This window comes from Streptomyces sp. GD-15H (assembly GCF_045291515.1).
Lineage (GTDB): Bacteria > Actinomycetota > Actinomycetes > Streptomycetales > Streptomycetaceae > Streptomyces.
In genome coordinates, this window is the sequence record NZ_CP149447.1 from 4932657 (window position 1) to 4946438 (window position 13782).

A 13782-nucleotide genomic window follows, 5' to 3' on the forward strand; every position below is an offset into this window, starting at 1 on the left:
CGGGCACCCGTGATCCGGCCGCCGGGCCGGGTCCGGACGGGGCCGGGCCGCCGAGCGTGCGCGTCACGAGATCGCAGCAGTCGGAGAGGGGAGGTGGCACTTTGCCGATGTACCGGGTGCTGGGGCCGGTGGAGTGCTTCCGCGGGGGAAGGGCCGTCGCGCTCGGAGGGGTGCGCCAGCGGCGGGTGCTCGCCGCGCTCCTCATGGACGCCGATCACGTCGTCTCGACGACCCGGCTGATCGGGGCGACCTGGCAGCAGCCGCCGCCCACCGCGCAGAGCCAGATCCAGATGGTCATCTCCCGGCTGCGCCGGGCACTCGGGGTGGGCCCCGGCGACCATGTGATCTCGACCGAGCCGTCCGGGTACCGGCTGCAGGCCGGTCCCGGGCAGCTCGACAGCGCGGTCTTCCAGGAGCATGTCGCCGCCGCGCAGGACCTCGCCCGGTCCTCGCTCGACGAGGCCGTGGCACGACTGCGCGACGGGCTCGCGATGTGGCGCGGATCGGCCCTCGCGGGCCTTGAGGGCAGCACGGTGCTCGACTCCTGGGCCGGATCGCTCGAGGAGGCCCGGCTGGCCGCACACGAGCTGTGCCTGCGTCTTGAACTCCAGCGCGGGCGGCACACCGAGACCGTCGGCGAGCTGATGGAGGCGACCGAGGCGCATCCGCTGCGCGAAGGACTCCAGGGGCTGCTGATGCAGGCCCTCTACCTCTCCGAGCGGCAGGCCGAGGCGCTGGCCGTCTACCGGCAGACCAGGCGGCGCCTCATCGAGGAACTCGGCGTCGAGCCGGGCGCCCGGCTGCGCAGGCTCCAGTACGAGATCCTCTCCGGCGACACCCGGAACTGGCTGCCGGTGAGCACCGCCCCACCAGTCCGGATCCGGCACGCGCAGCTCCCGGCCGCGGCGAGCGTGTGCACGCTCCCGGAGCGGGACACCGACTGCGTCGGACGGGCCGAGCTGCTCGAGCGGATCCGCCGGCAGCTGACCGCGGCCGGGCGGACGGCGGACGGTGACGTGCCGGTGGTCGTGCTGCACGGACGCGGCGGGTCGGGCAAGAGCACGCTCGCCGTGCACGCCGCCCACGAGCTGGCCGGGGAGTTCCCCGACGGCCGGCTCTACGTCGACATGCAGGGCCGGTCGCTGCGGCCGCTGACGACCAGCGAGACGCTGTCGCGCCTGCTGAGCGACCTGGGGGTGGACGCGGCCGACCTGCCGCAGGGACTCCAGGCGCGGGCGGAGCTGTTCCGGAAGCTGGTGGGCCGGCGGCGCGTGCTCGTCGTCGTCGACAACATGTCGGCGGATGTGCCACCGTCGGAGTGGCTGCCGGAGAAGGGCAGTTGCGCCGTCCTGCTCACCGGGCGCCGCCGGTGGCCCGGCGGGCCCGGCGTGCGGGGGCTTGAGGTCGGCAGCCTCGGCAGTGAGGCCGCGGTGGAGCTGCTGGGCCGGATCGTCGGCCCGTCGCGGGTGGCCGCCGAGTGGCGGACCGCCCACCTCATCGCACAGCTCTGCGACAGGCTGCCGCTCGCGCTGTGCATCGTCGGCGCACGGCTCGCGACGCGCTCCGGCTGGACGCTCGAAGAGATGATGCACCGGCTGGGCGACGAGTCCCAGCGGCTCGCGGAGCTGGTCCACGGCGGCACGGCCGTGCGCACGGTCCTGGCCGAGGCGTACCAGGACCTCTCGCCCGGGGCGCGGCGGCTGCTGCGCCGGCTGGCCGCCATCGGCATGCCCCCCTTCGCCGGCTGGGCGGCCCCCGTGCTGCTCGGTTGCGGGGCGGGCGAGGCGGCGTCGACGCTCGGCGAACTGCTGGACACCCATCTGATCGAGGTGGTCTCGGGCGCCGACGCGGACTCGCACTGTTACCGGATCCCCGATCTGGTGCGGGTCTTCGCGTGCGAGCGCGCCGCGTCGGAGGAGCCGGAGGAGGAGATCGCACGGGTCAGGCACGAACTCCTGGAGGTCTTCCTCGGCCTGATGGTGCGCGCGCACCGCGCGGACTACGGCGGCGACCACGCCCTGGTGCACGGCAGGGCGGCCCTCCGGCGCGAACCCCCCGTCATACCGGCCCTGTTGCAGCGGGAGCCGCTGCGCTGGATGGACGGCGAGCGGGCCAACCTGGTGTGGGCGCTCCGCGAGGCCGCACTCGCCGGGGCCGACGAGGTCTGCTGGGACCTCGCCGTGACGGCGGTCACGCTGTTCGAGAACCGCTGCTACCACGAGGAGTGGCTGATCACACACACCGAGGCGCTCACCGCCGTGCGCCGGGTCGGCAACCGGCGCGGCGAGGCCGTGCTCCTGGCCTCGCTCGGCGCGCTCAACATCCGCCAGTACAACTTCGCCGAAGCGGGCTCGCTGCTTGAGCGGGCGCTCGCGGGCTTCGACAGCATCGGCGAGAAGCAGGGCCGCGTCCTCGCGCTGCGCCACGTGGCCTACCTCCACAGGATGCGCGGGGACTCGGCCGCGGCGCTGAGTACGTACCAGGAGGCCCTGGCGGGCTGCCGGGACTTCGGCGACCGGGCCGCCGAGACCCTGGTACTCATCGGCATGGCGCGACTCGCCCTGGCCGAGGGACGGTTGCGGGACGCGAGCGCCCTCCTCGACGGCGCCCTGGCGATCTGCGTGGAGATCGGGGCGCGGCGCTGCCTCTCACAGGTGCTGGAGTGCCGGGGCATGGTCCTGCTCCGACTGAAGAAGTACGAGCGCGCCGAGCGGACGCTGGAGCGGGCACTGGAGATCGTCCGCCTGCGCGGCGACCTGGAGGGCGAGGCGCGCGTCGCCTACGGCATGGGCGTCATGCGGCTGAGCCAGGGCCGGCTCACGGAGGCGGCGGGGCTGCTGCACACCGGGACGGCCCTGGCCCAGTCGGTTGGCGATCAGGCGCTGCGGGCCCGCGGGCTGCGCGCCCTGGGCGCCCTGGGCGAAGCCACCGGTGAGGACGCGCTGGCCGCGGTGTCGTACGAGGAGGCACGCGCGCTGTTCCACCAGATCGGGCTGGCGGAGGAGCCGGGCGCGCTCACCGAGGTCGACGAACCGGTCTCGCAGCCGGCCGTCTGACCGGCGCCAACCGACCGGGCAGGCCGGTGAGGTGGCGGGCGGGCGGGGAGCCGCCCGCCCGGTCCCCGCCCCCGGCGGCCCCCCGCACCCGCGGTCCCCGGTCACGGGCGGCCCGCGTCGCCGGGGCGCAGGGCGGCGAGCGGCGCGTCAGGCTGCTCGCCGCCCTGCCGCAGGACGTCCAGGAAGCGGTTCTGGAGGTGCCGCACGGTGGACTCGTCCAGAAGCGCGGAGCGGTACTTCCAGACCGCGACGAGGTCGAGGCCGCGCCGCCCCAGGCTCACCGTCATGTCCAGCGCCGACTTCTCCGCGAACAGCTGCCGGTAGGAGACCTCGACACCGTCGAAGCGGGGCTCCGCGAAGTCGGTGTTGTCCAGCTGGAAGATCACCTGCACCAGCGGCTGGCGACCCGGCACCCGGGCCTGCCGCACGGCGTCGACGATGCGCTGGAAGGGCACCTCGCCGTGCGCGAAGTCGTCGAGCGCGTCCTCCCTGAACCGCAGCAGCAGCTGCCGGAACGACTCCTCGGGCCGGACCCGCACCCGCATCGGCAGGGTGTTGGTGAACACGCCGATCAGCTGCTCGGTCTCGGGCAGCTCACGGCCGGCCACCGGCGAGCCGACGACCAGATCCTGCTGACCCGAGCCCTGCCACAGCATGACCGCGAACGCCGCGAACAGCGCCATGAACCCGGAGGCGCCCGCTGCCGCGCTCACCTTCTCAAGCTCGGCCACCACCGTGCCCGGCACGGTGGCGAAGGACGTGCCCGACTCCAGCGAACTGTCCTCCCCGGGCGCCCGGTCGAAGGGCAGCGGCACCGTCGCGGGCGCGTCCGCCAGTCGCCGGCGCCAGTGCCCGAGCCGCCGCTCCAGCCGGGCACCGGACTGCCGCTCCCGCTGCCCGGTCGCGAAGTCCGCGTACTGCAGGGAAAGTTCGGGCAGGTCGACGGGGCGTCCGGTGAGCCGGGCCCGGTAGAGCCGGGACAGGTCCCGGTTCAGCACTCCCTCCGACCAGCCGTCGGCGGCTATGTGGTGCAGCCGCAGCACCAGGTGGTGCTCGTCCGCCGCACGGCGCAGCAGCGTCCACGACACCGGTGGCTCCGCGGCCAGGTCGAGCTTGCGGAGCAACTCCTCACGGGCGAAGGCCTCCACCGCCTCGGCCCCGGCGTCCGGCGGCAGATCGACGGCGGGCAGCGCCACGTCCGCCCGGGGCAGGATCCGCTGCACCAGCCGGGCGCCGTCCGGCTCCACCACGGTGCGCAGCACCTCGTGGCGCTCGGTCAGGTCGTTGACGGCACCGCGCAGCGCCGCCACGTCAAGGTCTCCCCGAAGACCGATGACGAACACCGTGGACTCGGTGGACGCCTCGGGGTCGAACCAGTCGGACAGCCACATGCGCTCCTGTCCGAAGCTGGCCGGGATCACCTCGGGCCGCTTCCCGACGGTCTGCCGGGCCGCGGCGGCACGCGCCAGCAGCATCCGCTCGAACGCGATCCGCTCCGCGGAGACCGACGCCCCGCCACCGCTGTCCTGCCCCGCCGTCATCCCCGCTCCTTCCCGGGCGCCGCGGCGGCCTTGAGCGAGACCACGGCCTCCTCGAATCCCGCGATGTGGTTCGACCGCACCCTGCGCACGGGGCCGGCCACCTCGACCGCGTCCACCCGGCGCGCCAACTCGTCGAACAGCACCCGCAGTTCGCTGGTCGCCAGGGCGCCGCCGAGGCAGTAGTGGGTGCCGTGGCCGAAGGTCAGGTGCCGGTTGGGCCTCCGGTCGAGGAGGAAGGCGTCCGGCTCGGCGAAGACCGTCTCGTCCCGGTTGGCCGAGGGGCCCCAGACGACGACCGGCTGCCCCGCCTCGATCTTCCGCCCCGCGAGTTCGGTGTCGCGGGTCGCGGTGCGCAGCGTGTGGGCGCCGGGCGAGGTCCACCGCAGGATCTCGTCGACGGCCGTGTGCAGCAGGCCGGGGTCCTCGCGCAGCGCCCGCCACTGGTCGGGGTGCGCGGCCAGCGCGAGCAGGCCGCCCACCGCGGCGTGCCGGGTGGTCTCGTTGCCCCCCGAGATCAGCCCGTCGCAGTTGAGGAAGATCTCCTCGTCGCTGAGCGGCTCGCCGTCGACCTCCCCCTGGACGAGCGCGGTGACGACGTCCTCGCCCGGCTCGCGGCGCCGCCGGGCCGCCAGCTCCGCGTAGTAGAGCAGGATCTCGGCGTGTGCCTCGACGGCGGCGTCCGTGGGCGCCCCGTGCTCGTCCACGGCGCCGAAGGCCACGGTGGTCCGGTCCAGCATGAAGTCCCAGTCCTCCCGGGGGACTCCGAGCAGATCGCAGATGACCGACACGGGGAGCCTGGCCGCGGTCTCGACGAAGTCGCAGGTGCCCTGTTCAAGGGCCCGGTCGAGGCTGGAGGTGACGGTCTGCCGCATGTTCTGCTCAAGGCGGCGCACGGTGCGCGCGGTGAACGCCGAGCCGATGATGCGCCGGACGGCGTCGTGCCGGGGCGGGTCGGTGACGATGAGCATCTTGCGGGAGGCGGCGGCCGCCGCCCGCGGATCGCCCTCCAGCCGCATGCCGCGCTCCGAGGAGAACGTCCTGCTGTCGCGCAGCACCCGCACGCCCTCCGCGTGGGTGCAGACCGACCAGTACGCCGTCCCGTTGGGGCGTACGTTCCACCGCACCGGGTCGTTGCGGCGCAGCCACCGCCACACCGGGTCCAGCACGCCGTCACGGTGCAGCCGGGGGTCCGCGACGTCCGCGGCCGCGGGGTCCGCGAGGTCGTTCGTGGTCATCGCATCTCCTCGGTACGCTCGCCGGTCAGCAGCCCGGCGAGGAAGGACGGCAGCCCGGAGGCGGGTTCCAGGTGGTACAGGTGCCCGCCGGGGAACATCCGCTGCTCACAGCCGCCGCATGTGTACTTCCGCCACCCCGCCAGGTCGGCGGGGGTGACGTCGGGGTCGTCGGTTCCGCCGCACACGGTGATCGGGCACGGCACCGGCGGCCCGGGCCGGTGGCGGTACTCGTCGCACACCACGAAGTCCCTGCGCAGCGGCGGCAGCACCAGCTGCTGCACGTCCGCGTCGTCCAGCACCCAGTGGGGCAGCGAGCCGTTCGCCACGAAGTGGCCGAGCACCTGTGCGTCGTCGAAACCGCCGAGATCCACCTCGGTCTGGCGGTGGTGCGGGGGCAGTGCGGCGGAGACGACCAGCCGCTCGGGCCACTGGCCGTGCACGGCGCCCAGCCGCCGGACCAACTCGTACCCGACGATCCCGCCCATGCTGTGACCGAAGACGGTGAACGGCCGGTCCAGCCTGGGCGCCAGGGCCTCGCACGCCTCCGCGACGATCTCGTCCACGGAGTGCAGGAAGGGCTCACCCCAGCGGTTCTGGCGGCCGGGGAGTTGCAGCGCGAGCACGGCCGTGTCCGGCGCAAGCCGCTCCTGCCACGCACGGAACTGGGACGCCCCGCCGCCCGCGTGGTGGCAGCACACCAGCAGCCGCCCGGCCGCCTCGGCGGCCGGCCACTCCATCAGCCACGGAGTGCGGGTGGTGCTGCTCATCGGCCGCCTTCCCGCTGTTCCTCGCCGAGCGCGCGCTCCGTGATCGCCTCGGCGAGGTCGGCCGGCACCCGGTGCTCGAACAACAGCCGCACCGAGACGTCCACCCCCGTCACCGCCCTGATGCGGGCGATGACCTGGGCGGCGAGCAGGGAGTGCCCGCCCCGTTGGAAGAAGTCGTCGTCGACCCCGATCCGCGGGACGGCCAGCACCTCCTGCCAGATCTCCACGATGACCTCCTCGAGCGGGGTGCGGGGCGCCCGGTAGCCGGCGTCCCCGGCCCCGGGCCGCTCGGCGGCCTCGTCGACGAGCGCGGCCAGTGCGGCACGGTCGGCCTTGCCGTTGCTGGTGCACGGCAGGCTCTCCAGGAACAGGTAGCCCGCGGGCAAGCAGGGGGCGGGCAGTCTGCCGGTCAGGTGCTCCCGCAGCTCCTCGGCGGACGCTTCGGGACCGCCGGGTTCCCGTACCACGCAGGCCGTGAGGCGGGTGACGCCGAGGGTGTCCTCGCCGGCCACCACCGCGCACTCGCGCACCGCGGGATGCGCGGTGAGCGCGGACTCGATCTCGCCCGGCTCGACCCGGAACCCGCGGACCTTCACCTGGTCGTCGGCGCGCCCGGCGAACACCAGCCGGCCGTCGGACCGTCGGCGGGCCAGGTCCCCGGTCCGGTAGAGCCGGCCGCCGGGCACGGCGGAGTACGGGTCGGGTACGAAGCGCTCCGCGGTCGTTCCGGCCCGGCCGAGATAGCCGCGGGCCGTCCCGGCACCTCCCAGGTACAGTTCGCCGACCACGTTCGCCGGCACCGGGCGCAGCTGCTCGTCGAGCACCAGGGCGCTGTATCCCGGAATCGCGGTGCCGATCGGCAGCACCCCGTCGCCGTCACCGGCCGCCACCTCGTGACCGGTGGCCCAGATGGTCGCCTCGGTGGGGCCGTAGAGGTTGAAGCACCGTGCCTGGCCCGTCCAGTGCCGGACCGTCGCGCCCGTCAGCGGCTCACCGGCTCCGATCACGACCCGCAGGCCCGGTACGTCCGCGGGCCCCAGCGCGGCGATCGCGGACGGCGGGGCCGTCCAGGAGGTGACCCGGTGTCGGCGCATCAGCTCCGCCAGCGGCTCGCCGGGGACCAGCTCGTCCCGGGTGCCGAGCACCAGACCGGCGCCGGCCCCGAAGGCCAGCCCGATCTCGAACATCGAGGCGTCGAAGCTGGGCGAGCAGAACTGGAGCACGACGTCGTCGGGACCGTGCGGCAGCAGCGCCCGCTGCGCGGCCATGACCGCGGCGTACGCGGCGTGGGTGATCTGGACGCCCTTGGGCCGGCCCGTGGACCCGGAGGTGTAGACGATGTACGCGAGGTTCTGCGGCGCCGGGCCCGGACCGCCGCCCGGCGCGTCCCCGGGTGCGTCGGGCGCCACCAGCGGCACCCCGCAGGTGCGTGCCAGCTCGTCGGCGACGGCGCCCGATCCCACCAGCACCGCGGCGCCCGAGTCCGCCAGCATGAACTCCCGCCGCGCGGCCGGATACTCCGGGTCCAGAGGCACGTACACGCCGCCGGCCTTCAGTACGGCGAGCAGGGTGACCAGCCACTCCACCGACCGCGGGAGGCACACCGCCACCCGCACCTCCGGTCCCACGCCCCGTGCGCGCAGCACGCCCGCGAGCCGGTCCGCCGCCGCGTCCGCCTCGGCGTAGGTCAGCGACCGCTCGTGGGAGGTGAGCGCCACCGCGTCCGGCCGCTCGCGCGCCCGGGTCGCGAACGCCTCGTGCAGCAGCGGCGGTTCGGCCTCGGCCGGCGGACCGGGAGCGACCAGCTCGGCATGTTCCGCCTCGCCCAGTACCGGCAGCTGCGAAAGTCGCAGTGCCGGCTCGGCCACGGCCGCCTCCAGAAGCCTGCGGAAGTGTCCTTGCATGCCCTCGATGGTCGCGGTGTCGAAGAGGGCGGCGTCGTACTCCCACGCGGCGGCGAGACCCGACTCGGCGGTCGCCAGGGTCAGCGCCAGGTCCACGCCGGGGGCCTGGGTGTCCATCCGGACCACGTCGGCGGTGAGCCCGTCGAGGCGGATGGTGTTCAGCTGCACCTCCGCGAGGTGCAGCACCGCCTGGAAGAACGGCTGCCTGATCCCGTCGCGGTCCGGACGCAGCTCCTCGGCCAGCCACTCCAGCGGCACCTCCTGGTGCTGGATCGCCTCCAGCGACACCTCACGGACCCGGGCCAGCAGCTCCTCGAACGTCGGGTCGCCGTCCAGGTCGGTGCGTACGACGAGGGTGTTGACGAAGCAGCCGATCAGTTTTTCGAGACCCGGCTGGGTGCGGCCCGCCACTGGTACGCCGACCATCATGTCGGTGCGGCCCGAGTAGCGGTGCAGCAGGGTGTTGAAGGCCGCGAGCAGCACCATGAAGACGGTGGCGCCGCGCTCCGTCGCGAAGGCGCGGACCTCGTCGACCAGGTCTCCGGGCAGCGCGGTGAGCAGCATGCCGCCCCGGGAGGCCGTGCCGGGGGTGCGGCGCCGGTCGGCGGGCAGTTCCGGGGCGTCCTGCGCCCCCTTCAGCCGCCGGCGCCACACCTCCATGGACGTGTCCAGGGTCTGCGGTGTGGTGTTCTCCCGCTCCCAGGCGGCGAAGTCCGGGTACTGGATCTCCAGGTCGTCGCCGAGCGGCGGCTCGCCCGCGGCCAGCCGCCGGTAGTTCTCCATCGTCTCCTGGTAGAGGATCTGGAGCGACCAGCCGTCCGCGACGAGGTGGTGCAGGCACAGGGCCAGCAGGTGCTCCCGCTCGCCGAGGCGCAGCAGCGCGGCGCGGAACAGCGGACCGGCCTCGATGTCGAACGGCCGCCGCCAGGCCTGCGACAGCCATTCGTCCGCGGCGGCCTGCGGATCGGCGCCGCCGTCGCACGGCACAGTCTCCAGCTCGGCACCCGGCCACGGCCACACCACCTGCACCGGGTCGCCGTCCTCGGCCGCGAACGTCGTGCGCAGCGCCTCGTGGCGGCGGACGACGGCGTCCAGCGCGGACCTCAGCAGCCCCTCGTCGAGGGTGCCGCGCAGCCGGAGCACGGCCTGGATGTTCCAGGCGGGTCCGCCGCCCTCCATCTGCTCAAGGAACCACAGCCTCTTCTGCGCGTACGACGCTGGTACGGCGAACGTCTCGTCGGTGAGATCCATGGCCACTCCTCACATCGGGTTGGCGTCGGCCGGACGCGCTGGACGCGCCGGACGCGGTGCGCGGCCCGGGCGCTGAATACGGGTGATGCGCGGCCGGCCGGTGCCGCCGCCGGCCGCCGCACGGGAGACCTCGCCGGCCAGGTCCTCGACCGTCCGGCCGCGGGCGAGCAGCGCCTCGGGTGAGAGGTGCACGCCGTGGGCCTGCTCGATCCGGGCCACCACCTGGGCGGCGAGCAGCGAGTGGCCGCCCAGCTCGAAGAAGTCGTCCCGGATCCCGATCTCCGGCTGCCCCAGCAGCTCCTGCCAGATCCGCAGCAGGTCCTTCTCGACGGGTGTGCGTGCCGGAACGGGTGCCGAGGTGCGCAGCCGCGCGACCGGTCCCCGCGAGGCCAGCGCCGCATAGTCGATCTTGTGGTTCGCGGTGAGCGGGAACTCCCGCACCAGGGTGATGGAGTTGGGAAGCATGTAGTCGGGCAGTTCCCCGGCCAGCCGGCGCCGGAGCGCCCCGCCGGTCACCGCGGGCACCGCCGCGTCCCCGGCCGGTGCCGGCCGGACGAAGGCGAGCACCTGCCTGCCCACCAGACCGGCGTCCGAGACCGTCACCGCGGCCTGGCTCACCTCGGGTTGGCGGGCGAGAGCCTGCTCGATCTCGTTGAGTTCGATGCGGTGGCCGCGGACCTTCACCTGGCGGTCGGCACGGCCGCGGAACTCCAGGTTGCCGTCGGGCAGGAGGGCGCCCAGGTCCCCCGTGCGGTACATGCGCGCGCCCGGGGTGCCGGAGAAGGGGTCGGGAACGAAGACGGCCGCGGTCTGGGACGGGCGGGCGAGGTAGCCGCGGGCGACCCCGGCGCCGCCGATGCAGATCTCGCCCGTCTCGCCGGGCGGTACCGCGTTCGCCCGGTCGTCGGCGACGTACAGGGACATGCCGCTCATGGCCTCACCGATGGGCACGGAGTCCAGCTCCCCGAGGTCCGGGGAAGCATGGAAGAGGGAGGCGGCGACCGTGGTCTCCGTGGGCCCGTAGCCGTTGATGAAGTGGACCCGGGAGGCGAACGCGGCGGCGAGCTTCGGCGGGCACGTCTCCCCTCCCGAGGCCACCACGGCGAGATCGGGGAACTCCCGCTCGGCCACCGTCGCGAGGACCGAGGGCGGCAGCACCACGGTGTGGATGCGGTCGGTCAGCAGCCGGTCGGCCAGCCGGTCGGGCGAGGAGACCTCGTCCTTGGCGGCGACGACGAGCGTGCCGCCGCTGATCAGCGTCGTCAGGGTGTCCACGAGGGAGATGTCGAAGCTGAACGACACGCACTGGAGAGTGCGCCGCCCGGGCCCGACCCCCAGCTCCGGCACCAGGCAGGCCAGTACGTTGCCGAGCGAGGCGTGCGTGATCTGGACGCCCTTGGGGGTGCCGGTGGAGCCGGAGGTGTAGATGACGTACGCCAGGTTGTCCGGTTCCGCGGCGGGGCCGGCGGCCGTCTGCCCGGCGGCGTCGGGCGCGATCAGCGGTACGGCGCTCGCGGCGGCCAGCCGCTCGGCCGCCGGGCCGGTGCCGACCACCACGGCGGCGCCGGAGTCGGCGAGCATGAACTCCAGCCGCGACTGCGGGTATTCGGGGTCGAGTGGCACATAGACACCGCCGGACTCGAACACCGCCAGCAGCGCGGCCACCCACTCCACCGAGCGCGGCAGGCACACCGCCACCCGCACCTCCGGTCCCACGCCCCGTGCGCGCAGCACACCCGCGAGCCGGCCCGCCGCGGCACCGACCTCCTCGTACGACAGCGACCGGCCGCCGGAGGTCACCGCCACCGTGTCCGGCTGCTCCCGCACCCGCCGCGCGAACACCTCGTGCGTCAGCGTGGCCGAACTGCTCTCCATCGACTCTCCCCTCACCCTCGGTGCCCCGCGCTCATTGCCCGGCCGGCGAGCAGGAGATCCCCCGGCGACGTGATTCCGTCAGAATTCCTCGACCCTTTTCGGGTGCTGCGCTCCGTGCCTTTCACGCCTGCGGAGACCCGCTGCGCCCCGGCCTTCGGCGAGCACACCGAAGTCGCGCCGGTCGCCGGTCACTTCGCTGTCGCCGGACAGACCCTAGACGCGGTTCCCATCCGTCTCCCATCCGCCCGCCGTCCAGCGGTTATCCATTCGCTATTCGTCCGCCGCATTCCGGCAAATGCCTCTTGACTCGACGAAGTCGGCGCTGGAAATCTGCACGACGGATCGATTACCCGACCGAGGAGTCGAAGTGGCTGAGGACCAGGCAGTGGGGATTCCCACCCGGGCCGCGGACCGCGACGCCCCGCCGGAGCCCCACCCCGCGGCGGCCGTCGCGGGAACGCGGGTGGGCAGCCCGGCATGACGACGGTGCTGCCCGGCGAGACCACCGTGCCGCCAGGCATCCCCGTCGCCACCGCCGACCACGGACGGAGCCCCTTCGGCAGCGATGGCCGCCGGTAGTTCGCCCACGACGAAGGACGCCGACGACACGATGCTGAAACCGCCGCACACCGGGCCCGGCACACTGCCGGGCATCCCGGCGACGTTCCCGGTCTCGTCCGGCTGTCCTGATCGTGCGACGTCCGGCGGCGGTGCCGGTGACGTGCTGGGAATCCTCGGCGGCATGGGACCGCTGGCCTCGGCCGGATTCCTCCAGTCCGTGTACGAGGCGGCCGTGGAGCGGGAGGGGCCGTTCGCGGAGCAGGCCCTGCCGCGCTGCCTGCTCGACTCGGACCCGGCGTTCCCCGACCGCACCGAGGCGATCCGGGCAGGCGCCGAGGCGGAGTTCCTCGCGCGCATGCGGCGCAGGCTGACCGCGCTCACCCGGCTCGGCGCCACCAGGACCGTGGTCGCCTGCGTCACCGCACACCACTTCCTGGAGCTGCTGCCCGCCGCGGAACGAGAACGGGTGATATCCCTCGTCGATGTGCTCCTCGACGAACTCGCGGCCGTCGGGCCGGGCGAGCGGCTGCTCCTGGTCGCCACCCACGGCACCCGCGAGGCCCGGGTGCTCGAACGCAGCGTCCGCTGGCCGGAGGTCGAGCAGCGGGTCGTACTGCCGGGGCCGGACGCGCAGCACACCGTGCACCGACTGCTCTACCGGCTCAAGCGGGAACCCGTGTCCGAGGAACTCGCCGGCTGCTTCCTCGCGCTGGCGGACGAGCACGGCTGCCAGGGACTGATCGCCGGCTGTACGGAGGCCCACCTGCTGACGCGCTGGCTGCGCGGTCGCGACGGCCCGCGGATCGTCGATCCGCTGCTCACCGTCGCCACCCGACTCACGTCCCTGCTTGCCGGTTGACCGAAAAGAGGAGTAAGCGGTGAATTCAGACCAGGCGATGCGGTACTGGCGGGAACGGCTCGCCGGGCTCACCCAGCCGACCCGGCTGGGCGTCGAACGGGCCGGTGCCGGCGGTGGGGACACGCGCGGGCACGCGCGGCTGCCGTGGACGCCGCAGCGGGTCGCCGGCCTGGAGCGCACCGCGTCCTCGGCGGGCATCCGGGTCGAGCATCTGGTGTACGCGGCCTGGGGGCTGGTGTTCGCGGCCCACGCGGGCGAGCAGGACGTGGCCTTCGGCGTGCTCCCCGAGGAGGGACACCCCGGTGCGGGCCCGGCCGCCGGCGGGGCGGGTGACCGGCCGTGGCCGCTGCGGCTGCGGGTGGATCCGGCCCGCGGCCTCGGCGCATACCTCCGCGAAGTGCACGACGACTGCGTGCGGGGGGCGGTTCATGCCCTGGCGGCCCCCGCCGAACCGGCCTCGTACGCCGAACTCGACGCAGGTGCCGCGCTGTTCACGACGGCACTGCGGTGTACCCGCCGGGCGGGCACCCGGCCCGTCCCGGCGCACCCCGTGGAGATCGGGGTCGCGCTGGGCCCCGAGCCGGGACTCCACCTCGACCACGCCGCCACGAGCCTCGACGCCGCCGACGCGCAGCGCCTGCTCGAACATCTCGACCGGATCCTGACCGCTCTGGCCGACGCCTCACCCGGTACCACGCTCGGTGCCCTCAGCCCGCTGTCCGCGGCGGAGTAC

At 74.1% G+C, this 13782-nt stretch carries 8 protein-coding genes; 2 read left to right on the forward strand and 6 right to left on the reverse strand.

All coding sequences use genetic code 11. The features are described from left to right. The first annotated feature begins 107 nt into the window (after positions 1-107). On the forward strand, positions 108-3056 hold the full coding sequence (locus WJ438_RS23450) for a BTAD domain-containing putative transcriptional regulator (RefSeq protein WP_406726981.1): 2949 nt from the start codon (positions 108-110) through the stop codon (positions 3054-3056). Positions 3057-3157: 101 nt separating this feature from the next. Here WJ438_RS23450 and WJ438_RS23455 read toward each other — a convergent pair whose 3' ends face one another. The 5 genes from WJ438_RS23455 to WJ438_RS23475 are packed head-to-tail and all read right to left on the reverse strand — an operon-like array spanning position 3158 to position 11629. Next, the gene (locus tag WJ438_RS23455; RefSeq protein ID WP_406726982.1) at positions 3158-4597 is read right to left on the reverse strand and encodes a condensation domain-containing protein; all 1440 of its coding nucleotides are present in this window, start codon (positions 4595-4597) and stop codon (positions 3158-3160) included. After that, positions 4594-5832, reverse strand: a complete 1239-nt coding sequence (locus WJ438_RS23460) for a cytochrome P450 (RefSeq protein WP_406726983.1) — start codon at positions 5830-5832, stop codon at positions 4594-4596. The genes WJ438_RS23455 and WJ438_RS23460 overlap by 4 nt, the downstream gene beginning before the upstream one ends. Then, positions 5829-6599, reverse strand: coding sequence for a thioesterase II family protein (locus WJ438_RS23465; RefSeq protein WP_406726984.1), 771 nt, complete (start codon positions 6597-6599; stop codon positions 5829-5831). Before WJ438_RS23465 ends, WJ438_RS23460 begins: the two co-directional genes overlap by 4 nt. Further along, a complete protein-coding gene (locus WJ438_RS23470) occupies positions 6596-9754 on the reverse strand; it encodes a non-ribosomal peptide synthetase (protein ID WP_406726985.1) in 3159 nt (1052 codons plus the stop codon). Before WJ438_RS23470 ends, WJ438_RS23465 begins: the two co-directional genes overlap by 4 nt. A 9-nt stretch (positions 9755-9763) precedes the next feature. Continuing rightward, complete coding sequence (locus tag WJ438_RS23475) at positions 9764-11629, reverse strand: non-ribosomal peptide synthetase (protein ID WP_406726986.1); 1866 nt, start codon at positions 11627-11629, stop codon at positions 9764-9766. Positions 11630-12194: 565 nt separating this feature from the next. On the opposite strand from WJ438_RS23475, the gene WJ438_RS23480 reads away from it, so the two are divergent. After that, complete coding sequence (locus WJ438_RS23480; protein ID WP_406726987.1) at positions 12195-13049, forward strand: aspartate/glutamate racemase family protein; 855 nt, start codon at positions 12195-12197, stop codon at positions 13047-13049. 25 nt (positions 13050-13074) lie between these two features. Here WJ438_RS23480 and WJ438_RS23485 read toward each other — a convergent pair whose 3' ends face one another. Then, positions 13075-13698 carry a hypothetical protein gene (locus tag WJ438_RS23485; protein ID WP_406726988.1) on the reverse strand — a complete coding sequence of 208 codons (624 nt, stop codon included), beginning with the start codon at positions 13696-13698 and terminating at the stop codon, positions 13075-13077. Positions 13699-13782: the final 84 nt, after the last annotated feature.

What these genes read in the sequence shown, in the direction of transcription:
- WJ438_RS23450 (WP_406726981.1), top strand. Translation starts at nt 108, where the DNA reads ATGTACCGGGTGCTGGGGCCGGTGGAGTGCTTCCGCGGGGGAAGGGCC.
- WJ438_RS23455 (WP_406726982.1), bottom strand. Translation starts at nt 4,597, where the DNA reads ATGACGGCGGGGCAGGACAGCGGTGGCGGGGCGTCGGTCTCCGCGGAG.
- WJ438_RS23460 (WP_406726983.1), bottom strand. Translation starts at nt 5,832, where the DNA reads ATGACCACGAACGACCTCGCGGACCCCGCGGCCGCGGACGTCGCGGAC.
- WJ438_RS23465 (WP_406726984.1), bottom strand. Translation starts at nt 6,599, where the DNA reads ATGAGCAGCACCACCCGCACTCCGTGGCTGATGGAGTGGCCGGCCGCC.
- WJ438_RS23470 (WP_406726985.1), bottom strand. Translation starts at nt 9,754, where the DNA reads ATGGATCTCACCGACGAGACGTTCGCCGTACCAGCGTCGTACGCGCAG.
- WJ438_RS23475 (WP_406726986.1), bottom strand. Translation starts at nt 11,629, where the DNA reads ATGGAGAGCAGTTCGGCCACGCTGACGCACGAGGTGTTCGCGCGGCGG.
- WJ438_RS23480 (WP_406726987.1), top strand. Translation starts at nt 12,195, where the DNA reads ATGGCCGCCGGTAGTTCGCCCACGACGAAGGACGCCGACGACACGATG.
- WJ438_RS23485 (WP_406726988.1), bottom strand. Translation starts at nt 13,698, where the DNA reads ATGTTCGAGCAGGCGCTGCGCGTCGGCGGCGTCGAGGCTCGTGGCGGC.